The sequence below is a fragment of the Nioella sp. genome, from assembly GCF_964229645.1.
Lineage (GTDB): Bacteria > Pseudomonadota > Alphaproteobacteria > Rhodobacterales > Rhodobacteraceae > Nioella.
In genome coordinates this window covers 1-25,284 of the sequence record NZ_CAXREX010000241.1, presented here as the reverse complement: position 1 = coordinate 25,284, position 25,284 = coordinate 1, and the positions used below count along the sequence as shown (strand labels likewise).

Here is a 25,284-nt window from a genome sequence, read left to right as displayed (position 1 = left end):
CCGATCCGAAGGAGTCCGAGATCCATGACCGTCACCCGTTTCGCCCCGTCCCCCACCGGATACCTGCATGTCGGGAACCTGCGCACTGCGCTGTTCAACTTCCTGATTGCGAAAAAGGCCGGGGGCGCCTTCATCCTGCGCCTCGACGACACCGACCCGGAGCGGTCGAAGCAGGAATATGCCGATCAGATCCAACACGACCTGGAATGGCTGGGGCTGACCTGGGACCGGATCGAGAAGCAGTCCGACCGGCTGGACCGCTACGCCGCCGCCGCCGATGAGCTGCGCGAAAAGGCCCGGTTCTACGAGGCGTGGGAGACGCCGACCGAACTCGACCTCAAGCGCAAGAAGCAGCTCAACATGGGCCAGCCTCCGGTATACGACCGCGCGGCGCTGAAGCTTGGCGATGACGAGAAGGCCGCGATGCGGGCCGAACGCGGGCAGGGCGTGTGGCGCTTCAAGCTCAAGCAGGAGCGGATCGAGTGGACCGATGGCATTCTCGGTGATCTCTCCATCGACGCGGCCTCGGTCTCGGACCCGGTTCTGATCCGCCAGGATGGGCAGGTGCTCTACACGCTCGCCTCCGTGGTGGACGATACCGATATGGGCGTGACCCATGTTGTGCGCGGCTCGGACCACGTGACCAATACCGCGACCCAGATCCAGATCATGGAAGCGCTCGGCTTCTCCGCGCCCTCCTTCGCGCACCATTCGCTGCTGACCGGCCCGCAGGGCGAGGCGCTGTCCAAGCGGCTTGGCACCCTGGCGTTGAAGGACCTGCGCGAAAACGGGGTAGAACCGATGGCGCTGCTCAGCCACATGGCCCGGCTTGGCTCCTCGCAGCCGGTGGAGCTGTGCGAGACGCTGGACCAGCTGGCCGATGGGTTCGACCTGTCCAATTTCGGATCGGCCCCCACCAAGTTCGACGTAGACGATCTCTATCCGATCACCGCGCGTTTCCTGCATACCCAGCCCCTCTCTGCCGTGGCGGACCAGGTGGCCGGGATCGGCGTGCCGGATGATCTGGCCGAGGCATTCTGGAACGTGGCCCGTGCCAACATCACCACGCGGCATGACATTGCCGGCTGGTGGCAGCTGTTCCGCGACGGGGCGACGCCTGTGGTGGCCGACGAGGATCGCGAGTTCGTGGCACAGGCCTTCGCCATGCTGCCCGAACCGCCTTACACGCTGGAGACCTGGAAAAGCTGGACCGACGCCGTGAAAGAGGCGACCGGCCGCAAGGGCAAGGGTCTGTTCATGCCGCTGCGCAAGGCCGTGACCGGTTTGGAGCGTGGCCCCGAAATGGCCGATGTGATGGCCCTGTTGCAGAAGAAGCCTTCGCTCTGACAGGCAACCACCATCCAGGAAGACCTCGCACCCCGGACCGATTGGCCGGGGTGTTCTGCTTTGCCTGAACACGCACAGGTTGAGAGATGTCTGTGCAAAATTCGCGTATGGGCGAAACGGGTTTCCTGTGTCACGGAAGGGTATGACACAGTCGAATGCAGTTTTCCTGGAAGGCGCCCCCTTCCGTCATATCGCGGTAATGTCGCTGACGGCTTCGCTTGGGCTCATGGCCGTTTTCCTGGTCGATTTCGTCGACATGATCTTCATCTCGATGCTCGGCAAGGCGGAGCTGGCAGCGGCTGTGGGCTATGCGGGTGCAATCCTCTTTTTCACCTCCTCTTTCGGGATCGGCATGTCGATCGCCGCAGGTGCGCTCGTGGCGCGCGCCCTTGGTGCGGGCGAGCGGGACGAGGCGCGCAAACGCTCCACCACCGCGATGATCTATGGCTTCGGCTTCGGCGCAGTCTTCGCGGCGCTGGTCTGGTTCAACCTTGGGGCGCTGGTCAGCTTGGTGGGGGCCAGCGGGGAAACCCATGACCTTGCCGTGGGCTATCTTCAGATCATCATCCCGAGCCTGCCCCTGCTGCTGATCGGCATGGTCGGAAGCGCGATCCTGCGGGCCCACGGGGCGGCGCAGCGGGCGATGTGGGTGACGATCATCGGGGGGGTGGTGAATGCCGTGCTCGACCCGATCCTGATCTTCGGCCTCGACCTGGAACTGACCGGAGCCGCCCTGGCCAGCGTGGCCGCACGGGTCGCGATTGCCGCGGCCGCAATCCATCCTATCCTGCGCCACTACGGCGGCTTCAGCCGCCCTGGCCCTGCCGAATTCATCATTGATTTCAAACCGATATTTGCCCTGGCCCTGCCCGCGATCCTGACCCAGATGGCGACGCCGGTGGGGCAGGCTTACGTGACGCGGGCGATGGCAGCTTTCGGGGAAGAGGCGGTGGCGGGCATGGCGATCATCGGGCGGCTGACGCCCGTGGCCTTTGGAACCATCTTCGCCCTGTCGGGCGCGATCGGGCCGATCGTCGGGCAGAATTTCGGGGCCCGCAACTTTGCCCGCGTGCGCCGGGCCTATCTCGACGGGCTGCTGTTCACCGCGCTTGTCGTGGTCGTTGTGGCCGGGCTGCTCTACCTGCTGCGCGGGCCGATCGGGGCGTTGTTCGAGGTCGAGGGCCTGTCGCGGGAGCTGCTCTACCTTTTCTGCGGGCCGCTGGCTTTAGCGTGGTTTTTCAATGGGATGATCTTCGTCTCCAACGCCAGTTTCAACAATCTCGGCCATCCCTATTACTCCACCTGGACCAACTGGGGCCGCCATACACTGGGCACCATTCCCTTCGTCATGCTCTTCGCCGCCTGGTATGGCGCGGCGGGCGTCCTGATCGGTCAGGCCGTGGGCGGGGTATTGTTCGGGTTTTGGTCGGGCTGGCTGGCGATGCGGGTGATTTCGCGCAAGGAACCGGGGCCGGAAAGCGGCCCGTTCCAGCGCCAGGCCCGCCTGATGCAGATCTTTCACAACCGCCGCTGAAGCCCCGAAAACAGGGGGGTGCCATGCGTACACCCCCCGTGCACCCCCCGTACACCCCCCGTGCAGACGAAACGTGGATTGCGCCTATTGGCAGAACCCGAGCCAACACTCGCCGGACCGGCATTCCGAGTTGAATCCGCAGGCCGCGCCGAACGGCAGGTTGGACTGGCTTGGGCCGACGGCCCCGCCGCCCGATCCGCCCGATCCGCCCGAGGACGAACTGGCCCCGGCATGCAGCGCGACGCAATAGCCGATGGTCGTGCAGTAATGGGCTTCACAGTTGTTGAAGCCCCAACAGGCATTTGCGCAATCGGTCTGGGACCCATAGCCCGAGATATAGTCCCATCCCGGCGCGTAGATCGCGCCGAAGAAGCCGTTCTCGCTGGAACATGTATAGAGCCGCGCCTGGGCTGACGCATGGGTTGCAGTCATCAGGAGCAGGGCAAGAGCGAAGAAGAGGCGGGATAAAATCGGTCGGGATTGAAGGCTGGACATGGCGACTCCACACACAAAAGAAACATCGTTGATCTGCTACCCGCCGTCACGTTTGCCGGGTCTTCGAGCCGCCCGATCCTGCCGCCAGAGTAACACGTCCGGCCCGAACCCTGAAAACCTTAACCAAGAGCGGCCCTGGGGGCGACAGACGGGTATTGCAGAAGCGGCCGGCATTGCCTATACGCCCCCGGTGGTCCCTCGGGGCCGAGACTCAACATCACAATATGCCGTGTTTGGCCCCATGATCGCTTCGGGGGCCAGTTCCGGCGAAGGAGAAGCGACATGAAACTTCACGAACTGCGCGACAATCCCGGCGCAACCTCCAAGCGCAAGCGCGTAGGCCGCGGCCCCGGTTCGGGCACCGGCAAGACCGCCGGGCGCGGTATCAAGGGTCAGAAGTCCCGTTCGGGTGTGGCCATCAATGGCTACGAAGGCGGCCAGATGCCGCTCTACCAGCGTCTGCCCAAGCGCGGCTTCAACAAGCCCAACCGCAAGCAGTACGCCGTTGTGAACCTGGGCCTGATCCAGAAATTCGTCGACGCCGGCAAGCTCGACGGCAAGGCCGAGATCACCGAGGACGCCCTGGTCGCATCGGGCCTGGTGCGCCGCAAGCTGGACGGTGTGCGCGTCCTGGCCAAGGGTGACGTGAACGCCAAGCTGACCATCTCGGTTACCGGCGCATCGAAGTCCGCCATCGAGGCCGTCGAGAAGGCAGGCGGCAGCCTGACCGTGACGGCTGCGGCTGCGGCGGAATAACTCGGCCCCCGGGCGAAAGCCCGATCAACGCTTGTGAGCGGTAACCTTACCGCTTACATCTTTGGCAAGTTCTTCCCGCGCCGCGAGATCGAACGCGATTTCGCGGCGCTGTGCATGAGAGAGACCCTATGGCATCTGCTGCAGAGCAAATGGCCGCGAACCTGAGCTGGAGCACGTTCGGTAAAGCTACCGAGCTGCGCCAGCGCATCCTGTTCACCATCGGCCTTCTGATCATCTATCGTCTTGGCACCTATATCCCCGTTCCCGGGATCGACGGCGGCGCGCTGCGCGAGTTCATGGAACAGGCGGCGGCGGGCCTTGGCGGCGTGGTCAACCTGTTCACCGGCGGGGCCATCGGGCGCATGGGCGTCTTTGCCCTGGGCATCATGCCCTATATCTCGGCCTCGATCATCGTTCAGCTCATGACGGCCATGGTGCCGGCACTGGAGCAGCTGAAGAAAGAGGGCGAGCAGGGGCGCAAGAAGATCAACCAGTCCACGCGTTACGGCACCGTGTTCCTGGCGACCTTCCAGGCCTATGGCCTGGCCGTCAGCCTGGAAGCGGGCAACCTCGTGACCGATCCGGGCTGGTTCTTCCGCGTGGCCTGCGTGGTGACCCTGGTGGGCGGCACGATGTTCCTGATGTGGCGGGGTGAGCAGATCCCCGCGCGCGGCATCGGCAACGGTATCTCGCTGATCATCTTCGTGGGCATCATTGCCGAGATCCCGGGTGCCCTGGCGCAGTTCTTTGAAAGCGGCCGCACCGGCGCGATTTCCACCCCGGTGATCCTGGGCATCATCGCGATGTTGCTGGCGACGCTCACGTTCGTGGTGTTCATGGAACGCAGCCTGCGCAAGATCCATATCCAGTATCCGCGCCGCCAGGTGGGGATGAAGGTCTATGACGGCGGGTCGAGCCACCTGCCGATCAAGGTGAACCCCGCGGGCGTGATCCCGGCCATCTTCGCCTCGTCGCTGCTGCTGCTGCCGACCACGATCAGCACATTCTCGGGTCAGAATGCCGGTCCGGTGATGCAGTGGATCCTGGCGCTGTTCGGCCCGGGCCAGCCGCTCTACCTGCTGTTCTTCGCAGGTATGATCGTGTTCTTCACCTATTTCTACACGCTCAACGTGTCGTTCAAGGTCGATGACGTGGCCGACAACCTCAAGAGCCAGAACGGCTTCGTGCCCGGCATCCGCCCCGGTCCGAAAACCGCCGAATACCTGGAATACGTGGTCAACCGCGTGCTGGTCCTGGGCTCGGCCTACCTGGCGCTGGTTGTGCTGCTGCCCGAGATCGTGCGGACGCAACTGTCGATCACGGCCTATTTCGGCGGCACCTCGATCCTGATCATCGTGTCGGTCGGGATGGATACGGTGCAGCAGGTCCAGTCGCATCTGTTGGCGCACCAGTATGAAGGGCTGATCGAGAAATCGCAGCTGCGCGGACGCAAGTCCGGTGGCACCAGCCGCACCAAGCGCAAGGGGCCCGCACGTCGATGAACCTCATTCTTCTCGGACCCCCGGGCGCGGGCAAGGGCACGCAGGCGCGTCTCCTGGTCGAAGAGCGCAACATGGTGCAGCTGTCGACCGGCGACATGCTGCGGGCGGCGCAGAGCTCGGGCACCGAGATGGGCACGCGCGTGGCCGAGGTGATGGCGCGCGGCGAGCTGGTCACCGATGAGATCGTGATCGGGCTGATCGAAGAGCAGCTGACCACGGTGCAGGCCGACGGCTTCATCTTCGACGGCTTCCCGCGCACGCTGGCGCAGGCGGACGCCCTGGGCGATCTGCTGGCCAAGACGGGGCAGGGGCTCGATGCCGTGATCGAGATGCGGGTGGATGACGAGGCGCTGGTCGCCCGGATCACCGCGCGCTCGACCTGTGGCGATTGCGGCGAGGTCTATAACGACATCACCAAGCCGATCCCCGAGAGCGGCACATGCTCCAACTGCGGCGGCACCGAGTTCAACCGCCGGGCCGACGACAACGAGGAGAGCCTCAAGCAGCGGCTGATGGAGTATTACAAGAAGACCTCGCCGCTGATCGGCTACTACTATGCCAAGGGCAACCTGGAAGTGGTGGACGGGCTGGGCGAAATCGCCGAGGTCGCGGGGGCGATCAAGAAAGTTCTTGACAAGTCTTGAACGCCCTTGACCCCCCGGGGAAATCGGCCTAACAGCAGGCTTCCCTTATGGGAATCGCGAGAAAAGCGGGACTCGTGCCCGTATCCGCTCGCTCGTTTAGCAAGGGCCCGGCGGCGGACAGCCTCGGGCCTTCGGTTGTGAAAAAAGGTTCTGGAAGGACGGAACCGCAACGAAAAGGACATGATACGTGGCACGTATTGCTGGCGTGAATATCCCCACCGCCAAGCGCGTTCCGATCGCGCTGACCTACATCACCGGCATTGGCCCGGCCTCTGCCCAGTCGATCTGTGAAGCCGTGAACATCGACGCGACCCGTCGTGTGAACGAGCTGTCGGATGCCGAAGTTCTGGCCATCCGCGAGCACATCGACGCCAACTACACCGTCGAAGGCGACCTTCGCCGCGAAGTTCAGATGAACATCAAGCGCCTGATGGACCTGGGCTGCTACCGCGGTCTGCGTCATCGCCGCAACCTGCCCGTGCGCGGCCAGCGCACCCATACCAATGCCCGCACCCGCAAGGGCCCGGCCAAGCCGATTGCTGGCAAGAAGAAGTAAGGAGGCAGGACGATGGCACGCGACAAGACTCGTATGAAGCGCAAAGAGCGCAAGAACATCGCCGCAGGCGTGGCGCATGTGAACAGCTCGTTCAACAACACCAAGCTCCTGATCTCGGACGTGCAGGGCAACGCCATTTCGTGGTCGTCTGCTGGCACCATGGGCTTCAAGGGCTCGCGCAAGTCGACCCCTTACGCCGCCCAGATGGCCGCCGAGGATGCTGGCCGCAAGGCTCAGGAACACGGTGTGAAGACGCTGGAAGTGGAAGTGCAGGGCCCCGGTTCGGGCCGTGAAAGTGCACTGCGCGCCCTGGCTGCAATCGGGTTCCAGATCACCTCGATCCGTGACGTGACCCCGATCGCGCACAATGGCTGCCGCCCGCCGAAGCGCCGCCGCGTCTGATTCTACCTTTACGCCTGCGGGCCGTGTGACACCCACGCGGCCCGCAGGTTTGTCATTTTGATCCTCGAGCGTTCCGGGCACGGATCCGCCCGCGAACAGGAATGGAGGCGACAGCATGATCCACAAGAACTGGCAAGAACTCATCAAGCCGACCCAGCTGGCCGTGACGCCGGGCAATGACCCGTCGCGCCAGGCGACCGTGATCGCCGAACCGCTGGAGCGTGGCTTTGGCCTGACACTGGGTAACGCGCTGCGCCGCGTGCTGATGTCGTCGCTGCAAGGCGCCGCAATCACCAGCGTCCAGATCGACAACGTCCTGCACGAGTTCAGCTCGATCGCCGGTGTGCGCGAAGACGTCACCGACGTGGTGCTGAACCTCAAGGGCGTGTCGCTGCGGATGGATGTCGAAGGCCCCAAGCGGGTGTCGATTTCCGCCAAGGGCCCCAAGGTCGTCACCGCCGGTGACATCTCGGAATCGGCCGGTATCGAGGTTCTGAACCGCGATCACGTGATCTGCCACCTCGACGAGGGTGCCGATCTGTTCATGGAACTGACCGTGAATACCGGCAAGGGCTACGTGGCCGCCGAAAAGAACCGTCCGGAAGACGCCCCGATTGGCCTGATCTCGATCGACGCGATCTATTCGCCGGTCAAGAAAGTGTCTTACGACGTGCAGCCAACCCGCGAGGGCCAGGTGCTGGACTATGACAAGCTGACGCTGAAGCTGGAAACCGACGGGTCCGTGACCCCCGAGGACGCCGTGGCCTTCGCTGCGCGCATCCTGCAGGACCAGCTGTCGATCTTCGTCAACTTCGACGAGCCGGAGGCCGCAGGCCGCCAGGACGACGAAGACGATCTGGAGTTCAACCCGCTGCTGCTGAAGAAGGTCGATGAGCTGGAGCTCAGCGTCCGTTCGGCAAACTGCCTGAAGAACGACAACATCGTCTATATCGGCGACCTGATCCAGAAGACCGAAGCCGAGATGCTGCGCACCCCGAACTTCGGCCGCAAGTCGCTGAACGAAATCAAGGAAGTGCTGTCCGGCATGGGTCTGCACCTTGGCATGGACATCATCGACTGGCCGCCCGACAATATCGAGGACCTGGCCAAGAAATTCGAAGACAACTTCTGATGTCTTCCTCGGGGGCGCGGTTTCGGGCCCCCGCAAATGCCCGCAGATGCGGGGAAAACATGGGCAATCCCGCCCCACCAAGGAGGGACCGGCAACGTGAACCGGCCCCGGACAAAGCACAAAGACTGGAGATAAATCATGCGTCACGCACGTGGCTATCGCCGCCTGAACCGCACCCACGAACACCGCAAGGCGATGTTCGCCAACATGGCTGGCTCGCTTATCGAGCACGAGCAGATCAAGACCACCCTGCCGAAGGCCAAGGAACTGCGCCCGATCATCGAAAAGCTGATCACGCTGGGCAAGCGCGGTGACCTGCACGCCCGTCGTCAGGCCGCATCGCAGCTCAAGCAGGACGCCTATGTCGCCAAGCTGTTCGAAGTTCTGGGCCCCCGCTACGCCGAGCGTCAGGGCGGCTATGTTCGCGTTCTGAAAGCGGGCTTCCGTTACGGTGACATGGCCCCGATGGCCATCATCGAATTCGTTGACCGCGACGTTGACGCCAAGGGTGCCGGAGACCGCGCCCGCGTCGAGGCCGAAGAGGCCGCAGCCGACGAATAAGACGGACCGTCAATTCGAAATCAACGGAAAACCCCGCTTAATTGGCGGGGTTTTTTGTTTGCAACTGCAATTGTGAAAGGGCTCGCTACTCAGCCCGCCTTGGAGCGAGGCGGTTTTTCGCCGTTTTCAAAGAGAGAGACGATTCGGTCCAATTCCGAATCGCAGGGTGGGCAATCGCCAATTATCTCGAGCAATTCCCGCCGAACCTGTGGTGAAAGCCGCATCACACGCGAAAAAATGAATTTGTTAACCTTTTCTGGCATTTCACACACGCGATAACTTGGAATAAAGTGACTTTACGGAGACCCCGAATTCCGACAACCTGTCCAAAAAGACATGTCCAACAGTAGAGTCCTCATATCCTTGCTGGATCAGCTCAAAGCCCTCGCCCCAATGGGGTATACCGTGGGGCTGCACATCCGTTTCGCATCGCCGCTCGTTCTGAAAAGCACCTACCCGCAAGATTGGCAGGAAGAATATCAGAACAACGCCTATGCATTACGGGACCCGCTGGTCTTTTGGGGGATCGGGATCAGTGGGCAAACCAGGTGGAGCGAGATTCGTCTGCCCGACCCGTTCAGCATCATGGATAAAGCCCGGCGTCACGGCCTGCTTTACGGTGCGGTCGTGTCCTGCGGGCCGATTACCTCGCGTTCGATTATCGGGTGCGCGCGTTCGGACCGTGAATTCACGGATGCCGAGATTGACGCGATCGCCGTGGTCTCTCGTGCTCTGCATGAAGCCGCCGCGCCCCCTACGGAATTGACCAAGGCGCAGGTGGAGGCTCTTCGCCTGATCGCCGATGGAGACAGACATACCGCAGCCGCTGCCAAGCTGGGTATTTCCGAGAGCGCGTTGAAGGCGCGCCTGTCCTCCGCCCGCGTTCGCTTGGGTGCGCGAACCACGGCAGAAGCACTAAAGAAAGCGCGGGAATTCCGATTACTATGACAGCACACGCAGTTGCCTTGCGGTTCCGGTTAGTTCAACCGCCATCCAGGAGGCACCTCAATGCAAGTCACGACCCTTTCCTTCGAGAACATGCACAACCACGGTGAGCTGTTCGCGAACATGCTTCGCGCACGCCACCAGACCTTCATCGTGCAGAACCGTTGGGACTTGCCCGAGGCGAACGGGATGGAGTTCGACCAGTATGACACGCCCGCCAGCCGCTGGGTGACGGTGCATGACAACGGCCATGTCATGGCCGGGGTGCGCCTGACCCCCACGACGCATCGCTGTGGCATCTACACCTACATGATCCGCGATGCGCAGCGCGGCTTGCTCGATACGATCCCGGCAGACCTGTTGGACCGCCCCGCGCCGGTGGCCAGCCATGTCTGGGAATCGAGCCGTGTCTTCGTCAGCCGCGAGGTGCCGGCAAAGCTGCGCTTTCGCGTGCAGATGCAGTTGATTTCGGAAATGGTGCGCTCGGCCCGCGACATGGGCGCGACCGAACTGATCGGAATCATCCCCGAAAACTCGCCGCGCCTGGCGCGCCGGGTGGGGCTCGACTGCATTCCGGCGGGCCGGGTGCTGGAGTTCGACGGCGAAAACAGTGTCTGCGTGTCGATCAGCATGGCAACGAAGATGCATTGATCGGCCCTGCCGTGCCGCAATGGCTTTTCCCCGACCGCGACCAGACATAGGGTGCGGGCATGGCCGACCTGTTCGACTCTGCCCCATCCGCCGACACCAAGGCAGCCGGTCCCCGGCCGCTGGCCGATCGGCTGCGCCCGCAAAACCTGTCCGAGGTGATCGGGCAACGACATATCCTGGGGCCTGATGGCAGCCTGCGGGTGATGCTGGACGCGGGCTCGCTCGGGTCGCTCATCTTCTGGGGGCCGCCGGGCGTGGGCAAGACCACCATCGCGCGGCTTCTGGCCCAGGAAACCGACCTGACGTTCGTTCAGATCAGCGCAATCTTCACGGGTGTGCCCGACCTGCGCAAGGTGTTCGAGGCCGCGCGGCTGCGCCGGGCAAATGGCGGCGGAACGTTGCTGTTCGTCGACGAGATACATCGTTTCAACAAGGCGCAGCAGGACGGGTTCCTGCCCCATATGGAGGATGGCACCATCCTGCTGGTGGGGGCCACGACGGAAAACCCCTCGTTCGAACTGAATGCTGCCGTGCTCAGCCGGTCGCAGGTGCTGGTGCTGGAACGGCTGTCGGATGATGACCTGGAACTGCTGACCGCACGGGCCGAGGCGGAATTGGGCGGCACGCTGCCGCTCACGGAGGAGGCGCGCGCGGCCTTGCGGGAAATGGCCGACGGGGATGGGCGCGCGATGCTGAACCTGGTGGAGCAGGTGGCCGCCTGGAAGACGGAGGCCCCGCTTGATCCCAAGCAGCTTGGCCAGCGGTTGAGCCGACGCGCGGCACAATACGACAAGTCGGGCGATGCCCATTACAACCTGATCTCGGCCCTGCACAAATCGGTGCGCGGGTCCGACCCGGATGCCGCGCTTTACTGGTTCGCGCGGATGCTGGAAGGCGGCGAAGACCCCCGCTTCCTCGCTCGCCGGATCACGCGGATGGCGGTCGAGGATATCGGGCTGGCCGATCCGCAGGCGCAGGCCTTGTGCATTGATGCCTGGGAAACCTACGAGCGTCTTGGCAGCCCGGAAGGCGAACTGGCGCTGGCGCAGGCGGTGGTCTACCTGGCGCTCGCGCCGAAGTCGAACGCGGTTTACGTGGCCTACAAGGCCGCGCGAAAGGCCGCCGCCAAGACAGGCTCTGCGCCGCCGCCCAAGCATATCCTGAACGCGCCGACCGGCATGATGAAGGACCAGGGCTATGGTGCGGGATATGCCTATGACCACGACGCCGAGGACGGGTTTTCCGGCCAGGACTATTTTCCCGACGGCATGGCGAGGGCCCAGTATTACGCGCCCGTCGAGCGCGGCTTCGAGCGGGACCTCGCCAAGAGGGTGGCCTATTTCGCCAAGCTGAGGTCCAAGCGGCGGGGCGATGCGTCGGGCGACTGACGCGCGACGCTTGACATCCCGGGGCCAAGGCAACAAACCCCGCCCATGATCACAACGCTTCTTCAGGTCGCCCTCGGCGGCGCCATCGGCGCTTCGCTTCGCTATTCGGTGGGGGTGGGGATCGTGCGCCTGGTCGGCCACGGGTCCTTTCCGCTGGGTGTCCTCACGGTCAATATCCTGGGGTCTTTCCTGATGGGGGTCTTCGTGACCGCCGCCGCGAACCGGGGGCTCACGCATTTGTCTCCGCTGATCATGACGGGGATTCTGGGGGGCTTTACCACCTTCTCCTCGTTCTCGCTGGAAGCCGTCACCCTGTGGGAGCGCGGCGACATGAGCGCGGCGGTCTTCTATGTCGTGGCCTCGGTCACATGTTCGATCTTCGGCCTTCTTCTGGGGCTGTGGCTGGCACGGGGACTCTTCGTATGAGCGGCGTTCAGACCCTGACTGTTGAACCGGGCGATGGAGATCAACGGCTCGATCGCTGGTTCCGCCGGCACTTCCCGCATATCGGGCAGGGCCGGATCGAGAAGATGTGCCGCAAGGGGGAAATTCGGGTCGATGGGGGCCGTGTGAAACCGGCGACCCGGCTGGAAGTGGGCCAGCAGGTGCGCATTCCACCGCTGCCCGACGAGGACGCCCCCCGCCCCGAGGCGCCCAAGCCCACGGTGTCTGACAAGGATGCCGAGATGATCCGCGCCTGCGTGATCTATCGCGACGACCATATCATCGCGCTGAACAAGCCGCGGGGCCTGCCGACCCAGGGCGGCAGCAAGCAGACCCGCCACGTGGACGGCTTGGCCGAGGCGCTGAAATTCGGCTACGAGGAAAAGCCCCGGCTGGTGCACCGGCTGGACAAGGACACTTCGGGTGTTCTGCTGCTGGCCCGCACACGAGAGGTTGCCAAGGCGCTGACCACCGCGATCCGGCATCGCGAAACGCGCAAGATCTATTGGGCGCTGGTGGCCGGTGTGCCGACGCCTTACCTGGGCGAGATCCGCTTTGGCCTGATGAAAGCACCCGGCCATGGCCACAAGGGCGAGGGCGAGAAGATGATCGCCGTTCATCCGCGCGACATGAACAGCATGCCCGACGCCAAGCGCGCCCATACGCTCTATGCCACGCTCTACCGCGTTGCCTCGCGTGCGGCATGGGTCGCGATGGAGCCGATCACGGGCCGCACCCACCAGCTGCGTGCGCATATGGCCGAGATCGGGCATCCGATCATCGGGGACGGCAAATACGGCGGATCTGGGCAGGAAAACCTGGGCGATGGCTGGGGCGCGCAACTGGGCGGGATCATATCGAAGAAGCTGCACTTGCATGCGCGGATGATGCGCTTCGAGCACCCGGTGACTCGCAAGGACGTCACCATCACCGCGCCGCTGCCCGAGCACATGGCGCAGAGCTGGGACACGCTGGGCTGGGATGAAACCCTTGCCGCCGAGGACCCGTTCGAAGGGGTGAAATGAGCCTGAAGCTGGTCATTTTCGATGTCGACGGCACGCTCATCGACAGCCAGGCACATATCGTTGCCTCGATGAACGGCGCGTTCGAGGGCCTTGGCCTGACCCCGCCAGCGCGCGAGGCGACGCTGTCCATCGTGGGGCTGTCGCTGCCCGTGGCGATCGACCGGTTGGTGCCGGGGATGGATGCGGCCACGCAATCTGCGCTGGTCGAGGGCTACAAGAACAGCTTCATGCGCCTGCGAGTGGAAAACGGGGCGGCGCTGTCGCCCTTCTATCCCGGCGCTCGGGAGATGCTGGACCGGCTGGCCGGCGAAGACGAGCTGCTGCTTGGCATCGCCACCGGGAAGTCGCGGCGCGGGATGGAGCATCTTTTCGACATGCACGGCATCCGGCCGCTCTTCCAGACCGTGCAGGTCGCCGATGACCACCCGTCCAAGCCGCACCCCGCGATGATCGAGGCCTGTTTGGCCGAGACGGGGGTAGATACTTCACATGCGGTGATTCTCGGGGACACGGTTTTCGACATCGAAATGGGCCGCAATGCCGGAATTCAGGCAATCGGTGTCAGTTGGGGGTATCACCCGGTCGAAGACCTGCAAGCGGCGGGTGCCGAGCGGGTGCTTGGCGAATTCGGCCAGTTGGCAGAAGCATTGAACGAGATCTGGGGCACGGCATGAGCGAGTGGAAGGCAAAGCGTTTCTGGAAGGATGTGAGCGTGGAGGCTGAGGGCGACGGCTGGCAGGTTCTGCTCGATGGACGCCCGGTGCGCACGCCGCTCAAAACCCCGATGATCCTGCCCACCCGCGAAATGGCCGAAGCCGTTGCCGCGGAATGGACGGCGCAGGAGGGCGAGATCGACCCGCTGTCGATGCCGGTCACCCGCTCGGCCAATGCCGCGCTGGACAAGGTGACGGCACAGCACGCTGAGGTTGCGGCCATGCTGGCGGCTTATGCCGAAACCGATCTGCTGTGTCATCGCGCGGCCTTCCCCGAAGAGCTTGTGGAGCAACAAAAAAAGGGGTGGGACCCGGTTCTGGACTGGGCTGCGCAGACCTATGGCGCCCCCCTCGTCGCGGTTGAGGGCATCCTTCCGGCTGAACAGCCGGCTGACAGCCTGGCGCGATACCGGGTCGAAATCGCCAGCTACGCACCCTTTTCCCTGACCGCGTTGCATGACCTCATCACGCTGTCGGGGTCACTTGTCCTTGGGCTTTACGCCGCCCGCGAAGGGGCCCCCGCCGAGACGATCTGGGCGCTCAGCCGAATCGACGAAGACTGGCAGGTGACGCAATGGGGCGAGGATGAGGAGGCCGCCGAGGCAGCCGCCATCAAGCGCGCGGCGTTCCTTCACGCAGCAAGCTTCCTCGCGCTCGCGCAAGGATCGTGATGTTTCATCCGGCTAAGCGATAATGCTGTTGCGCAAGCAATGGGCAGCTAGAAAAAATTACCCTAGGTAAGGCTTGGAACAGGGTGTTTCAGTCTTCGCCGCCCTTGACCTACCCAAAGAGATTTGCCCAATTAACAGGCGGGGGCCGGGTCAGCTTTGACCTTGTCCCTCCCAATTCAAGGTCTCAATGACCAAATAAGCCCGCCTCACGGCGGACCATCAGGAAGAGGTAAAAATGAAAAAATCCGTTCTTCTCGGCACGCTTGCCGTAGCTGGCCTCGCAGCCGGCTTCGCTTCCGCACAGACGCTGGACGAAGTCCGTGCGCGCGGCAGCCTGAACTGCGGCGTGTCCACCGGCCTCGTCGGCTTCGCAGCACCCGACGCCAACGGCGAATGGGATGGCTTTGACGTCGGCGTTTGCCGTGCCGTTGCAGCCGCTGTTCTCGGCGATCCGTCTGCCGTGAACTTCGTGCCCACCACTGGCCAGACCCGCTTTACCGCGCTGGCATCGGGCGAAGTCGACATGCTGGCCCGGAACACCACCTGGACCTTCAGCCGTGACGTTGACCTGCGTTTCGAATTCGTGGGCATCAACTACTACGACGGTCAGGGCTTCATGGTCCCGCGTGACCTGGGCGTGTCCTCGGCCATGGAACTCGATGGCGCCACCGTCTGCATCCAGACCGGCACCACCACCGAGCTCAACCTGGCGGACTTCTTTGCCTCCAACAACATGAGCTACGAGCCGGTTCCGATCGAAACCAACGCAGAAGCACAGCAGCAGTACCTTGCTGGCGCCTGTGACGTGTACACCACCGACGCTTCCGGTCTGGCCGCAACCCGCGCCACCTTCGAAGATCCGTCGGCACACGTGGTTCTGCCGGAAATCATCTCCAAGGAGCCGCTCGGCCCGCTCGTCCGTCATGGCGACAACGAATGGGGCGACATCGTTCGCTGGACCCTGAACGCCCTGATCTCGGCAGAAGAGCTCGGCGTGACCTCGGCCAACGTTGCTGAACTGGCAGCAGGCACCGAGAACCCGGAAATCAACCGTCTGCTCGGCTCCGAGGGTGACCTCGGCGGCATGCTCGGCCTGTCCTCTGACTGGGCCGTCCAGGCGATTTCCGCAGTGGGCAACTATGGCGAACTGTTCGAAGGCAACATCGGTGAGAACACCCCGATCGGTCTCGCACGTGGCCTCAACGCCCAGTGGACCGATGGTGGCCTGATCTACTCGCCGCCGTTCCGCTAAGCACATCCGGATGGAAGGGCGCGGCAATGCCGCGCCCTTTCTCCAATTGCGCCTCACCAAGTTTCAGACCGTGCGACCAGAGCATCCCTTTGCGGGGTGAATGGGGGGTCGTGGGTCGCTCCTCAAGCGACAGTCGGGGTTGCCATCAATGTCTTCGATAGCCCAACCACCCACCGAGTCCTTCCGGCTCAGTCAGTTAATTTACGACACCCGATACCGGTCCATGACCATTCAGGTTGTCGCCCTCATTCTCATCATGCTCGCGCTGTTCTGGCTCGGCCGCAATATCGTGGCCAACCTTGAACAACTGGGTAAGGACTTCGATTTCGGATTCCTGAGCTCGCGCGCCGGTTACGACATCAACCAGCGCCTGATCGAGTATTCAAACGACTCCACGCATGGCCGCGCCGCCATCGTGGGGATTCTCAACACGCTTCTCGTGGCCTTCCTGGGCTGTATCCTTGCGACCATCCTTGGGGTGTTCGCGGGTGTGCTGCGCCTGTCCAACAACTGGATCGTGGCGCGGCTGATGACCGTCTACGTGGAAGGCTTCCGCAATATCCCGCTGCTGCTGTGGATTCTGCTGATCTTCGCCGTGATGACCGAAGCCACGCCGCAACCGCGGGATTTCCGGGGCGACGATCCTGCTGCTTCGATGATCTTGGGCGATAGCGTGGCCGTCACCAATCGCGGCATCTATGTGCCAAACGTCATGTTCACCCGCTCGCTGGGCGGCAATGAGATGACCGAGGCCGCAGACGGTGCAGCGGCTGCCGTGATCCCCAGTTCGTCGGTGATCGACTGGCTGCTGATCCTGGGCCTGATCGTCGGCGGTATCGTTGTCGCGAAGATGATGGGCCGCCGGGCCACCGCGATCCAGGAAGCGACGGGCGTTCGCCCGGCGGGCACCTTGTGGATGCAGCTGGCCGCGATCTTCGGCCCGGCCATCGTGGTTCTGATCGCGCTTGGGGCAACGCTGGACATCCCGGCACTGCGGGGCTTCAACTTCGATGGCGGCATCCACCTGCGCAACTCGCTGATCGCGCTGTGGTTTGCCCTGTCGCTCTATACCGGGGCCTTCATCGCGGAAATCGTGCGGGCAGGGATCATGGCCATCAACAAGGGCCAGACCGAAGCCGCCTATGCCCTGGGTCTGCGCCCGGGACGCACGATGAACCTGGTGATCCTGCCGCAAGCCATGCGCGTGATCATTCCGCCGCTCATCTCGCAATATCTGAACCTGACCAAGAACAGCTCTCTCGCCATCGCGGTGGGCTACATGGACGTCCGTTCCACCCTTGGCGGGATCACGATCAACCAGACCGGCCGAGAGCTGGAGGGCATGCTTCTGCTGGGGCTTTTCTACCTCATCACCTCTCTGGCGATCTCCAGCGTGATGAACGTTTACAACAACTCCGTTAAGCTGAAGGAGCGGTGAGATGAACCACAATGCGTCTTACGTCCGCACCGAAATGCTGGAGGCCAAGGATCCCCCGATCGGCGAAAAAGGTGCCGTGAAGTGGATCCGGGAGAACCTGTTTTCTTCCTGGCTGAACTCCATCCTGACCATCGTCTCGCTCTACGTGATCTACTGGGTTCTGGCCCATATCACGCCCTGGACCGTGGGCGGCATCTGGAATGCCGAGTCGCTGTCCCAGTGTCGTGAAATCCGGGACTCGATCTATGCAGACGGGCACGAGGTCGCCTGTTGGGCGGTGATTTCCGACCGGTGGCACCAGCTGCTGTTCGGGTTCTACCCGTCCAGCCTCTACTGGCGTCCGATCCTGGCACTGGTGATCTTCGGGGCGGCCATCGCGCCGATCCTGTTCGACACCGTGTCGCGCAAGCTGCTGATCCTGACGGCGGTAGCGCCCTTCGCGGCCTACTGGCTGCTGTGGGGGGGCACCATCTGGGGGCCCATCGTCGCGGCGCTCGGCTTCGTGATCGGTTGGGCGATCCTGACCAAGGCCGGTCCGACGCTCGGCACCCTGCTGGCGACGATCCTCGCCATCGTGGTGCCGCTGCTCTACTGGCTGTTCCTGGCAGGGCCCATTTCGGGCGCGCTCGGCTCGGCCCTGCCGATTGGCATCGAGTCGATCCCGTCTGACCGGTTCGGCGGCTTCATGCTGGCCATCGTGATTGGGGTGACGGGTATCGTGCTGTCGCTGCCCCTGGGCATCCTTCTGGCGCTTGGCCGTCAGTCGGACCTCTTCATCATCAACAAGTGCTCGGTCGTCTTCATCGAGGTGATCCGGGGCGTTCCGCTGATCGTGTGGCTGTTCACGGCATCTCTGCTGCTGAACTACTTCCTGCCGCCCGAGGTGGAGTTCGACCTGATGTTGAGGGTGATCATCATGGTGACGCTCTTTTCCTCGGCCTATATCGCCGAGGTGGTGCGCGGGGGCCTTGCGGCCCTGCCTCGCGGCCAGTACGAGGGCGCGGACAGCCTGGGCCTGAACTACTGGCAGTCCATGCAGCTGATCATCCTGCCGCAGGCACTGAAGATTTCCATCCCGGGGATCGTGTCCTCGTTCATCGGCCTGTTCAAGGATACCACGCTGGTGGTGTTCATCGGCCTGCTGGACCCGATCGGCCTGTCCAACGCCATCCGCGCGGATGCCGCCTGGAACGGGGTCTACTGGGAACTGTTCATCTTCATCGGCCTGTGCTTCTTCATCTTCTGTTTTTCCATGTCCCGCTACTCCATGTGGCTGGAGCGCAAGCTCCACACCGGGCATCGCTAAGGAGGCGTCTCAATGTCTGACGTTCAAACTTCCATCCAGGACCGCGAAATCGACCGGTCTCACATGAAGGTCTCGGACGAGGTCGCCATCGAGATCTCGGGCATGAACAAGTGGTATGGCACGTTCCACGTGCTGCGCGACATCGACCTGACGGTCTATCGTGGCGAACGGATCGTGATCTGCGGCCCCTCGGGGTCGGGCAAGTCCACGCTGATCCGGTGCATCAACGCGCTGGAAGAACACCAGCAGGGCAAGATCGTGGTGGACGGCACCGAATTGTCGAATGACCTCAAGAACATCGACAAGATCCGGTCCGAGGTTGGCATGTGCTTCCAGCACTTCAACCTGTTCCCGCACCTGACGATCCTGGAAAACTGCACGCTGGCCCCGATCTGGGTGCGCAAGACGCCCAAGAAAGAGGCCGAGGAAACGGCGATGCATTTCCTTGAGAAGGTGAAGATCCCCGAACAGGCCGACAAGTATCCCGGCCAGTTGTCCGGCGGTCAGCAGCAGCGCGTGGCCATCGCCCGTTCGCTGTGCATGCGGCCGCGGATCATGCTCTTCGACGAACCCACCTCGGCGCTAGACCCCGAGATGATCAAGGAAGTGCTCGACACCATGATCGAGCTTGCCGAGGAAGGCATGACCATGCTGTGCGTGACCCACGAGATGGGCTTTGCGCGGCAGGTCGCCAACCGGGTGATCTTCATGGATGCGGGGCAGATCGTGGAGCAGAACGAGCCCGAGCCGTTCTTCACCAACCCGCAGTCGCCGCGCACGCAGCTGTTCCTGAGCCAGATCCTCGGCCACTGAGCCGCGCGGGATCGCATGATCGGAGGGGCCCCCGTTCGGGGGCCTTTTCCTTTTGGGTCAGAGGTCGTGCGGGGTGACGAAGCCGAGCACCTCGCCCATGCCCCAATCGAGATCGCGCCAGTCACGTTCGCCGAAATCAATCACCAGCGTCGCGCAGGTCGGGAAATCCAAGAACCGGCGATGGTCGGGCGCGGCGCGCAACAGCCGGTGGGCAAAGTCGCCCATGCCGGGATTATGGCCGATCATCATGTGGGTGAAGCTGAAGGACCCACGCGCGCGGGCCATCAGCACATCCGCCGACGCATGGTAGAGCGCCTCGGCGGTCGAGACCTTGGGCGCGCCACCGAGCGTCGAGGCGATGCCGGCCCAGGTTTCCTGTGCCCGGAGGGCCGACGAGACCGTGACCTTGTCGGGCATGTAGCCCGCCTCTCGCAGCCAGGCACCGATGCGGGGGGCATCGCGCCGGCCCCGCTTGTTCAGCGGCCGATCATGGTCTGACAGGCGCGGATCGCCCCAGTCGGATTTCGCGTGGCGGGTGAGGATCAGGGTCAGGGTCACCGGTGAAAATACCTCATGTGATGGGCAGATTGGGCGGGGTCTCGCCCGAACCTGCGGCTGACCGGGCAGGCGCGGCGCACAAGGCAGCCGCCCGACAGGCAGTCTGCGCCTGCATCCGTGTCCAGGAAGGCGTGACAGGCGGGCACGTCATAGGGCCGGGGCCCAAGCGCGCCCACGGGGCAGGTCGAAAGGCAGGGGCGGTCGCAACTTGCGCAGGGGCTGGTCCCCGCAGGTGCTGGCAGTTCGAGCCGCCCTTCCAGCCAGATGGCCCCCCGGATGGAAATCATCAGCCCGGCCGTGTCATGGACCAGCATCCCGACCGGCGAGGGCCAGGCCCGCCCGGTGCGTTCTGCCCATTTGATGAAGGGCGCGTAGGGCGGCCCGCCAAAGGGAAAATGCGCCGTGCCGTCAAGCGCCCTGGCCATGCCGCCGATCACGCGGGTGGACCAGCGGTCGATTGGGTCGGGCAAACCGTCCAACGCTTCGGGCCCGGCCCGGACATGTGCCCAGAACCCTGGTTCGAGTGGAGAGAAGAGCAGCATGGTCCCCGGGGGACAGCCGTCCCCCTCTTCGGCGTGAAACGCGCCGAAGAGGTCCAGAAAATGCGGGGCGGCAAGCGCCTGAATAGCGGCGAGATCCATGGGCGCGACTGTGCGGCGGCGCAGATGGCTTGGCAAGCGTCAGGCGCGGATCATGCTGCCCGCGCCGTGGGCGGTGAAGAGTTCCAGCAGCACGGCATTGGGCACGCGCCCATCAACGCTCGTGCAGGCGCGCACCCCGTTTCGGACCGCGTTCACGGCGGTTTCGGTCTTGGGGATCATGCCGCCCGCGATGACGCCCTCGGCGGTCATCTGTTCCACTTCTGCTGCGGACAGTTGGGTCAGCACCTCGCCTGCCGCGTTTTTGACCCCGGCCACATCCGTCAGCAGCAGCAGTCGGTCGGCCTTCAGGGCTGCGGCGATGGCACCCGCCGCGGTGTCGCCGTTGATGTTGTAGGTCTCGCCCGCGCGGCCTGCACCAAGGGGGGCGATCACCGGGATCATGTCATCCTCGAAGAGGTTCAGCAAAACCGCCGGGTCAACCTCGGCCGGGTCGCCCACGAAGCCGAGTTCGGGATCGGAGGGGTCGCAGATCATCAGGTTGGCGTCCTTGCCGGACAGGCCCACGGCCTTGCCGCCCTGCGCGTTGATCGCCTGGACGATGCGCTTGTTGACCATGCCCGACAGCACCATTTCGACCACGTCGACGGTGGCGGCATCAGTCACGCGCTTGCCCTTCACGAAGTCGGATTTCACGCCGAGCTTGGCCAGCATCTCGTTGATCATCGGGCCGCCACCATGGACGATCACCGGGTTCATGCCCACCTGGCGCAGCAGCACCATGTCGCGGGCGAAAGTGGCCATGGCCTCTTCATCGCCCATGGCATGGCCGCCGAACTTGATGACCACGATGGCATCGTTGTAGCGCTGCATGTAGGGCAGGGCTTCGGACAGGGTGCGAGCGGTGGCGGCGTAGTCGCGGGTCGTCATGGTCACTTGCTTCTTCATCGGGCTGCCCTCTGGGTTCAGACCTTGTTAGCCCCGCAGCAGGCCGCACTCAAGCGTTCTGCGTTCAGCCCGCGATACCGGCGATGATGCTGCGCAGGGTCTCGATTCCGACACCCTTGTCGGACGAGGTGACCACCAGCTCGGGATAGGCGGCCGGATGCTTGGCCAGTGCCTCACGCACCTGGGCGAGAATCTTGACCATCTCGTCTTTCTTGATCTTGTCGGCCTTGGTCATCACCACCTGGAAGGGGACCGCGGACCGGTCGAGCAGGTCCATGATCTCTTCGTCGACGGGCTTCACCCCATGCCGGCTGTCGATCAGCACGAAGGCGCGGCGCAGGTTGGCGCGGCCCGAGAGATAGGCCTTGAGCAGCTTTTGCCACTTCTCGACCACCTTTACCGGCGCATTGGCGAAGCCGTAGCCGGGCAGGTCGACCAGGTAGTGACTGTCGGCGATGGTGAAGAAGTTGATTTCCTGGGTGCGGCCCGGCGTGTTGGACGCCCGCGCCAGGGCCTTGCGCCCGGTCACCGCGTTGATCAGCGTGGACTTGCCCACGTTCGACCGGCCGGCAAAACACACCTCGACCCGGTCGCCCGGCGGCATTCCGTCCATCGCGACGACGCCCTTGAGAAAGTCGGACCCGGCAGCGAACAGAAGGCGGCCCTTCTCGGCCTCTTCCGGTTCTGGTTTCGGGGCCAGGGAAAAATGGATTTCCATGTCAGATCACCTCTGCCGTATCGCCAAGCCGGACCTCGCCAGAGCCCACGACCTCGCCATAGACGCAAAATTCGCGGTCTTCGTTCAGAACACTCAGCGTGTCCGCGTCCCGCTTGCCGGTTTCAGGGTTGGTGGTCGTCGCCAGGCAGCGCACCACCGGTTCCCGGATCGCGATTTCGGCGCTGCCGATGCGCAGCGTCTTGCCCACCAGGTCGAATTCTTCCCACGGGGCCAACCCTTCGAGCCAGATATTCGCGCGCCAGCGCTTGGTCGACAGGGGCGTGCCAAGTTTCTGTTCCACGACCCTGTGCGACGACAGGTTGCCGATGCTGACCGATGGGTAATCGGTGTCGGTCATACCCCGGCCCGGCACGCGAAGGACGCGTTGCGACTGCGCGCGCGCCGGGTCCATCAGGGGTTTGGTCCAGGCGATGAGCGCGTCGGGGTCTTCATCGGGGCGAAGCCTCAGGGTGCCAAGATCGGGATGGGTCAGGGTGACGGTTTCCGTGTCCTCGTCCAGCACCGCGTCGATGGCCATCAGACCCGGCAGCTTGGCCCCGATCGAGAAGTTCACGCAGGGGGCCCATTCCGTCCCGTCCGCCTTGGCGGCATCGTGGGCCACGGCCCAGACCCTGTCCCATGGAAAACTCATGCCCGCCGTTAGGCGGGCATGGGTCAGGGCTTCGCGCCCGTGGCTCTTGATCGGGTGGCGCCAGAGCGCCTCAACCGTGACGCTCATCAACTGCTCTTCTTGCGCTTGAAGCTCTTGCGGATATTGCCGAACACGTCCGGCCGATGCCCGTGGCTACGCATGATGATGTACTGCTGCGTGAAGGTGATGGTGTTGTTGGTGATCCAGTAGACGATCAGGCCGCTGGCGAAGCCGCCGAGCATGAACATGAACACCCAGGGCATCCAGGCAAAGATCATCTGCTGCGTCGGATCGGTGGGCGCCGGGTTCAGCTTCTGCTGGAGCCACATCGAGATGCCGAGCAGGATCGGCAGGATGCCGATGAACACCAGCGCCAGGATGCTGCCGGCTTCGGGTGCGGCCCAGGGCAGCAGGCCGAAGAGGTTGTAGATCGACGAGGTGTCAGGCGCAGACAGATCGTTCAGCCAGCCGAAGAACGGTGCGTGGCGTAGTTCCAGCGTGACGAAGATCACCTTGTAGAGCGAGAAGAAGATCGGGATCTGCAGAAGGATCGGCAGACAGCCCGAGGCGGGGTTCACCTTGTTCTTCTGGTAAAGCTCCATCATGCCCTTCTGCAACGCCTCGCGGTCGTCGCCGGCCCGTTCCTTGAGCTTCTCCATCTCGGGCTGAAGCTCTTTCATCTTGGCCATCGACACGTAGGACCGATAGGCCAGCGGGAAGAGGATGGCCTTGATCAGCAGCGTCAGCGCGATGATCGAGATGCCCATGTTGCCAATCAGCACGTTGAGATTGTGCAGCAGCCAGAAGATCGGCTTGGTGAGGAAGAAGAACCAGCCCCAGTCGATCGAGTCGATGAAGCCGTCGATGCCTTCTTCGGCCTCGTAACGGCGGATGGTTTCCCATTCCTTGGCGCCCGCGAAGAGACGGGTGGTCGATTCCGCGGTTTCGCCGGGCGCGACCGTGACTGCGGGAAGGCGGGTTTCGGTCTGGTAGATCTCGGCGCCGGGCACATAGCGGGTCACGGCGGTGAAGGGCTGGCCCGCGCCGGGCACAAGCGACGTCATCCAGTACTTGTCGGTGAAGCCGATCCAGCCCGACCCGGTGACCTCGGTCACTTCGGCGGGCGAGCCTTCGCGCTGAACGAATTCGAGATCGGCGATGCCGTCATAGTCCAGTTCGTTCAACGTGCCGTCAGAGTTCTGCACGACCCCTTCATGCAGGATGAAGAAATTCTGCAGGTCCTCGGGCAGACCATGGCGCGCGACGATGCCGTAGGGGGCAAGGCGCGCCTCGGTGTCACCGGTGTTCTCGACCGACTGGGTGATGGTGAACAGGTAGTCCTCGTCGACCGAGATGGTGCGGCGGAAGACAAGGCCCGAGCCGTTGTCCCAGACCAGAGTGATCGGGGTTTCGGGGGTCAGGCGGTCACCTGCCTCCAGTTCCCAGGCGGTGTTCGCACCGGGAACCTGGTCGAAATCGAGCGCGCCGCCGGGCGTCCAGCCATAAAGCGCGTAATAGGCCCCGGCTTCGCCCACGGGCGACAGCAGGCGCACGTTCGGGGACCCCTCTTCGATGGTCTCGGTGTAGTCGGTCAGCAGTAGGTCATCGAGCCGGCCGCCGGTCAGGGCAATGGAGCCCGACAGCGACGGGGTTTCGATCTCGACGCGCGGGGTCTCGACCAGTTCCTCGGGCGCGGCATCGGTGCCTGCACCTTCGGCTCCGGCCGCAGGCGGCGGGGCGAGGGCGACCTCGTTTCCGTTTTCATCGACGGTCGAGACCGCCTGCGGATCGGACGCCGCCGGGTCGGCAGGGGGCTGTTCCGGCGGGAACAGGAATGTCCAGATAAGAATGACACCCATCGAGAGCGCCATTGCCAGAATGAGGTTCTTGTTCTGGTTCTGATCTTCCATACCTGCGTATCCAGCCTTGGTTGAAGTCACGGAGGTTCAACAGACTGAGGCTGGAAAGGTCAAGCGGTTTTCCCCGTCAAAGGGGTCTGCGCGCGGATTGGCCCCGGATTCGGCGGGGTATCAGCCGATGCGGCGACGAAAGGGGGTGGGCGGAGAGGCTTTCGCGGCCCTGTCGCGCATCCAGGCAATCGTTTCGTCAAAGGGCATCGGCCGGGAAAAGAGGAAGCCCTGCAGGTGATCGCACCCCAGTTGCTGCAGAACGCTGTGCTCTCCGGGGGTTTCCACGCCCTCGGCAACGGTGGTCACGTTCAGCCGCTCGGCGAG

Annotated in this window: 28 protein-coding genes; 20 read left to right on the top strand and 8 right to left on the bottom strand. The window is 63.6% G+C overall.

From position 1 onward, the window contains the following. Nucleotides 1-24: 24 nt before the first annotated feature. Both gltX and ACEQXV_RS16210 read left to right on the top strand, forming a co-directional pair. Nucleotides 25-1,347 carry a glutamate--tRNA ligase gene (gene gltX / locus ACEQXV_RS16215; RefSeq protein ID WP_370270024.1) on the top strand — a complete coding sequence of 441 codons (1,323 nt, stop codon included), beginning with the start codon at nucleotides 25-27 and terminating at the stop codon, nucleotides 1,345-1,347. 142 nt (nucleotides 1,348-1,489) lie between these two features. Next, entirely contained in the window at nucleotides 1,490-2,881 is a 1,392-nt protein-coding gene (locus ACEQXV_RS16210) for an MATE family efflux transporter (protein WP_370250908.1), read from the top strand. 84 nt (nucleotides 2,882-2,965) lie between these two features. Here ACEQXV_RS16210 and ACEQXV_RS16205 read toward each other — a convergent pair whose 3' ends face one another. After that, on the bottom strand, nucleotides 2,966-3,376 hold the full coding sequence (locus tag ACEQXV_RS16205; protein ID WP_370250909.1) for a hypothetical protein: 411 nt from the start codon (nucleotides 3,374-3,376) through the stop codon (nucleotides 2,966-2,968). Between the two features lie 282 nt (nucleotides 3,377-3,658). Between ACEQXV_RS16205 and rplO the strand changes: the two genes are divergently transcribed. From rplO to ACEQXV_RS16115, 18 genes are all read left to right on the top strand, one after another. Further along, entirely contained in the window at nucleotides 3,659-4,132 is a 474-nt protein-coding gene (gene rplO / locus ACEQXV_RS16200; protein ID WP_370254204.1) for a 50S ribosomal protein L15, read from the top strand. A gap of 128 nt (nucleotides 4,133-4,260) precedes the next feature. Continuing rightward, nucleotides 4,261-5,634, top strand: a complete 1,374-nt coding sequence (gene secY, locus ACEQXV_RS16195; RefSeq protein ID WP_370270022.1) for a preprotein translocase subunit SecY — start codon at nucleotides 4,261-4,263, stop codon at nucleotides 5,632-5,634. Further along, the gene (locus ACEQXV_RS16190) at nucleotides 5,631-6,278 is read left to right on the top strand and encodes an adenylate kinase (protein WP_370270020.1); all 648 of its coding nucleotides are present in this window, start codon (nucleotides 5,631-5,633) and stop codon (nucleotides 6,276-6,278) included. The genes secY and ACEQXV_RS16190 overlap by 4 nt, the downstream gene beginning before the upstream one ends. 187 nt (nucleotides 6,279-6,465) lie before the next feature. Further along, nucleotides 6,466-6,834, top strand: a complete 369-nt coding sequence (gene rpsM / locus ACEQXV_RS16185; protein WP_370270019.1) for a 30S ribosomal protein S13 — start codon at nucleotides 6,466-6,468, stop codon at nucleotides 6,832-6,834. A gap of 12 nt (nucleotides 6,835-6,846) precedes the next feature. Then, nucleotides 6,847-7,236 (top strand): 30S ribosomal protein S11, encoded by a 390-nt coding sequence (gene rpsK / locus ACEQXV_RS16180; RefSeq protein WP_370270018.1) that lies wholly within the window; start codon nucleotides 6,847-6,849, stop codon nucleotides 7,234-7,236. A gap of 115 nt (nucleotides 7,237-7,351) precedes the next feature. Further along, nucleotides 7,352-8,368 carry a DNA-directed RNA polymerase subunit alpha gene (locus ACEQXV_RS16175; protein ID WP_370270017.1) on the top strand — a complete coding sequence of 339 codons (1,017 nt, stop codon included), beginning with the start codon at nucleotides 7,352-7,354 and terminating at the stop codon, nucleotides 8,366-8,368. A 138-nt stretch (nucleotides 8,369-8,506) separates the two neighbouring features. Beyond that, a complete protein-coding gene (gene rplQ, locus ACEQXV_RS16170) occupies nucleotides 8,507-8,929 on the top strand; it encodes a 50S ribosomal protein L17 (protein ID WP_370251441.1) in 423 nt (140 codons plus the stop codon). A gap of 336 nt (nucleotides 8,930-9,265) precedes the next feature. Beyond that, nucleotides 9,266-9,877: an autoinducer binding domain-containing protein gene (locus ACEQXV_RS16165; RefSeq protein ID WP_370251442.1), complete on the top strand. Its 612-nt coding sequence runs from the start codon at nucleotides 9,266-9,268 to the stop codon at nucleotides 9,875-9,877. Nucleotides 9,878-9,937: 60 nt separating this feature from the next. Then, complete coding sequence (locus ACEQXV_RS16160; RefSeq protein ID WP_370251443.1) at nucleotides 9,938-10,525, top strand: acyl-homoserine-lactone synthase; 588 nt, start codon at nucleotides 9,938-9,940, stop codon at nucleotides 10,523-10,525. Nucleotides 10,526-10,584: 59 nt separating this feature from the next. After that, entirely contained in the window at nucleotides 10,585-11,913 is a 1,329-nt protein-coding gene (locus tag ACEQXV_RS16155; protein ID WP_370251444.1) for a replication-associated recombination protein A, read from the top strand. 45 nt (nucleotides 11,914-11,958) lie between these two features. Further along, nucleotides 11,959-12,339 (top strand): fluoride efflux transporter CrcB, encoded by a 381-nt coding sequence (gene crcB, locus ACEQXV_RS16150; RefSeq protein WP_370251445.1) that lies wholly within the window; start codon nucleotides 11,959-11,961, stop codon nucleotides 12,337-12,339. Beyond that, nucleotides 12,336-13,382: an RluA family pseudouridine synthase gene (locus ACEQXV_RS16145; RefSeq protein ID WP_370270015.1), complete on the top strand. Its 1,047-nt coding sequence runs from the start codon at nucleotides 12,336-12,338 to the stop codon at nucleotides 13,380-13,382. Before crcB ends, ACEQXV_RS16145 begins: the two co-directional genes overlap by 4 nt. Further along, a complete protein-coding gene (locus tag ACEQXV_RS16140; RefSeq protein WP_370270013.1) occupies nucleotides 13,379-14,056 on the top strand; it encodes an HAD-IA family hydrolase in 678 nt (225 codons plus the stop codon). Before ACEQXV_RS16145 ends, ACEQXV_RS16140 begins: the two co-directional genes overlap by 4 nt. After that, complete coding sequence (locus ACEQXV_RS16135; RefSeq protein WP_370270012.1) at nucleotides 14,053-14,766, top strand: ATP12 family chaperone protein; 714 nt, start codon at nucleotides 14,053-14,055, stop codon at nucleotides 14,764-14,766. Before ACEQXV_RS16140 ends, ACEQXV_RS16135 begins: the two co-directional genes overlap by 4 nt. A 235-nt stretch (nucleotides 14,767-15,001) precedes the next feature. After that, complete coding sequence (locus ACEQXV_RS16130; protein ID WP_370270011.1) at nucleotides 15,002-16,018, top strand: amino acid ABC transporter substrate-binding protein; 1,017 nt, start codon at nucleotides 15,002-15,004, stop codon at nucleotides 16,016-16,018. Between the two features lie 148 nt (nucleotides 16,019-16,166). Continuing rightward, entirely contained in the window at nucleotides 16,167-17,456 is a 1,290-nt protein-coding gene (locus ACEQXV_RS16125; protein ID WP_370270009.1) for an amino acid ABC transporter permease, read from the top strand. A gap of 1 nt (nucleotide 17,457) precedes the next feature. Continuing rightward, entirely contained in the window at nucleotides 17,458-18,762 is a 1,305-nt protein-coding gene (locus ACEQXV_RS16120; protein ID WP_370270007.1) for an amino acid ABC transporter permease, read from the top strand. 12 nt (nucleotides 18,763-18,774) lie between these two features. Next, on the top strand, nucleotides 18,775-19,575 hold the full coding sequence (locus tag ACEQXV_RS16115) for an amino acid ABC transporter ATP-binding protein (protein ID WP_370251452.1): 801 nt from the start codon (nucleotides 18,775-18,777) through the stop codon (nucleotides 19,573-19,575). Nucleotides 19,576-19,632: 57 nt separating this feature from the next. On the opposite strand, the gene ACEQXV_RS16110 is transcribed toward ACEQXV_RS16115, so the two are convergent. From ACEQXV_RS16110 to ACEQXV_RS16080, 7 genes are all read right to left on the bottom strand, one after another. Next, nucleotides 19,633-20,133, bottom strand: coding sequence for a histidine phosphatase family protein (locus ACEQXV_RS16110; protein WP_370270006.1), 501 nt, complete (start codon nucleotides 20,131-20,133; stop codon nucleotides 19,633-19,635). After that, nucleotides 20,130-20,774 carry a ferredoxin gene (locus tag ACEQXV_RS16105; RefSeq protein WP_370270004.1) on the bottom strand — a complete coding sequence of 215 codons (645 nt, stop codon included), beginning with the start codon at nucleotides 20,772-20,774 and terminating at the stop codon, nucleotides 20,130-20,132. Before ACEQXV_RS16105 ends, ACEQXV_RS16110 begins: the two co-directional genes overlap by 4 nt. A gap of 39 nt (nucleotides 20,775-20,813) precedes the next feature. Beyond that, nucleotides 20,814-21,680, bottom strand: coding sequence for an acetylglutamate kinase (gene argB, locus ACEQXV_RS16100; protein ID WP_370270003.1), 867 nt, complete (start codon nucleotides 21,678-21,680; stop codon nucleotides 20,814-20,816). A 64-nt stretch (nucleotides 21,681-21,744) separates the two neighbouring features. Then, complete coding sequence (gene yihA, locus ACEQXV_RS16095; protein ID WP_370251456.1) at nucleotides 21,745-22,398, bottom strand: ribosome biogenesis GTP-binding protein YihA/YsxC; 654 nt, start codon at nucleotides 22,396-22,398, stop codon at nucleotides 21,745-21,747. Nucleotide 22,399: 1 nt separating this feature from the next. Further along, nucleotides 22,400-23,137, bottom strand: coding sequence for an MOSC domain-containing protein (locus ACEQXV_RS16090; RefSeq protein ID WP_370251457.1), 738 nt, complete (start codon nucleotides 23,135-23,137; stop codon nucleotides 22,400-22,402). Further along, a complete protein-coding gene (gene yidC / locus ACEQXV_RS16085; RefSeq protein ID WP_370251458.1) occupies nucleotides 23,137-24,960 on the bottom strand; it encodes a membrane protein insertase YidC in 1,824 nt (607 codons plus the stop codon). The genes ACEQXV_RS16090 and yidC overlap by 1 nt, the downstream gene beginning before the upstream one ends. A 120-nt stretch (nucleotides 24,961-25,080) precedes the next feature. Beyond that, the coding region (locus ACEQXV_RS16080) for an EAL domain-containing protein (RefSeq protein ID WP_370270002.1) at nucleotides 25,081-25,284 on the bottom strand (204 nt) is incomplete at its 5' end.

Coding starts and splice junctions, on each gene's coding strand:
- gltX (WP_370270024.1), top strand. CDS start 25: ATGACCGTCACCCGTTTCGCCCCGTCCCCCACCGGATACCTGCATGTC.
- yidC (WP_370251458.1), bottom strand. CDS start 24,960: ATGGAAGATCAGAACCAGAACAAGAACCTCATTCTGGCAATGGCGCTC.
- ACEQXV_RS16115 (WP_370251452.1), top strand. CDS start 18,775: ATGTCTGACGTTCAAACTTCCATCCAGGACCGCGAAATCGACCGGTCT.
- secY (WP_370270022.1), top strand. CDS start 4,261: ATGGCATCTGCTGCAGAGCAAATGGCCGCGAACCTGAGCTGGAGCACG.
- ACEQXV_RS16120 (WP_370270007.1), top strand. CDS start 17,458: ATGAACCACAATGCGTCTTACGTCCGCACCGAAATGCTGGAGGCCAAG.
- ACEQXV_RS16140 (WP_370270013.1), top strand. CDS start 13,379: ATGAGCCTGAAGCTGGTCATTTTCGATGTCGACGGCACGCTCATCGAC.
- ACEQXV_RS16210 (WP_370250908.1), top strand. CDS start 1,490: ATGACACAGTCGAATGCAGTTTTCCTGGAAGGCGCCCCCTTCCGTCAT.
- ACEQXV_RS16105 (WP_370270004.1), bottom strand. CDS start 20,774: ATGGATCTCGCCGCTATTCAGGCGCTTGCCGCCCCGCATTTTCTGGAC.
- ACEQXV_RS16205 (WP_370250909.1), bottom strand. CDS start 3,376: ATGTCCAGCCTTCAATCCCGACCGATTTTATCCCGCCTCTTCTTCGCT.
- crcB (WP_370251445.1), top strand. CDS start 11,959: ATGATCACAACGCTTCTTCAGGTCGCCCTCGGCGGCGCCATCGGCGCT.
- rpsK (WP_370270018.1), top strand. CDS start 6,847: ATGGCACGCGACAAGACTCGTATGAAGCGCAAAGAGCGCAAGAACATC.
- rplO (WP_370254204.1), top strand. CDS start 3,659: ATGAAACTTCACGAACTGCGCGACAATCCCGGCGCAACCTCCAAGCGC.
- ACEQXV_RS16145 (WP_370270015.1), top strand. CDS start 12,336: ATGAGCGGCGTTCAGACCCTGACTGTTGAACCGGGCGATGGAGATCAA.
- ACEQXV_RS16175 (WP_370270017.1), top strand. CDS start 7,352: ATGATCCACAAGAACTGGCAAGAACTCATCAAGCCGACCCAGCTGGCC.
- ACEQXV_RS16165 (WP_370251442.1), top strand. CDS start 9,266: ATGTCCAACAGTAGAGTCCTCATATCCTTGCTGGATCAGCTCAAAGCC.
- rplQ (WP_370251441.1), top strand. CDS start 8,507: ATGCGTCACGCACGTGGCTATCGCCGCCTGAACCGCACCCACGAACAC.
- argB (WP_370270003.1), bottom strand. CDS start 21,680: ATGAAGAAGCAAGTGACCATGACGACCCGCGACTACGCCGCCACCGCT.
- ACEQXV_RS16130 (WP_370270011.1), top strand. CDS start 15,002: ATGAAAAAATCCGTTCTTCTCGGCACGCTTGCCGTAGCTGGCCTCGCA.
- ACEQXV_RS16125 (WP_370270009.1), top strand. CDS start 16,167: ATGTCTTCGATAGCCCAACCACCCACCGAGTCCTTCCGGCTCAGTCAG.
- ACEQXV_RS16155 (WP_370251444.1), top strand. CDS start 10,585: ATGGCCGACCTGTTCGACTCTGCCCCATCCGCCGACACCAAGGCAGCC.
- ACEQXV_RS16190 (WP_370270020.1), top strand. CDS start 5,631: ATGAACCTCATTCTTCTCGGACCCCCGGGCGCGGGCAAGGGCACGCAG.
- yihA (WP_370251456.1), bottom strand. CDS start 22,398: ATGGAAATCCATTTTTCCCTGGCCCCGAAACCAGAACCGGAAGAGGCC.
- ACEQXV_RS16090 (WP_370251457.1), bottom strand. CDS start 23,137: ATGAGCGTCACGGTTGAGGCGCTCTGGCGCCACCCGATCAAGAGCCAC.
- ACEQXV_RS16135 (WP_370270012.1), top strand. CDS start 14,053: ATGAGCGAGTGGAAGGCAAAGCGTTTCTGGAAGGATGTGAGCGTGGAG.
- ACEQXV_RS16160 (WP_370251443.1), top strand. CDS start 9,938: ATGCAAGTCACGACCCTTTCCTTCGAGAACATGCACAACCACGGTGAG.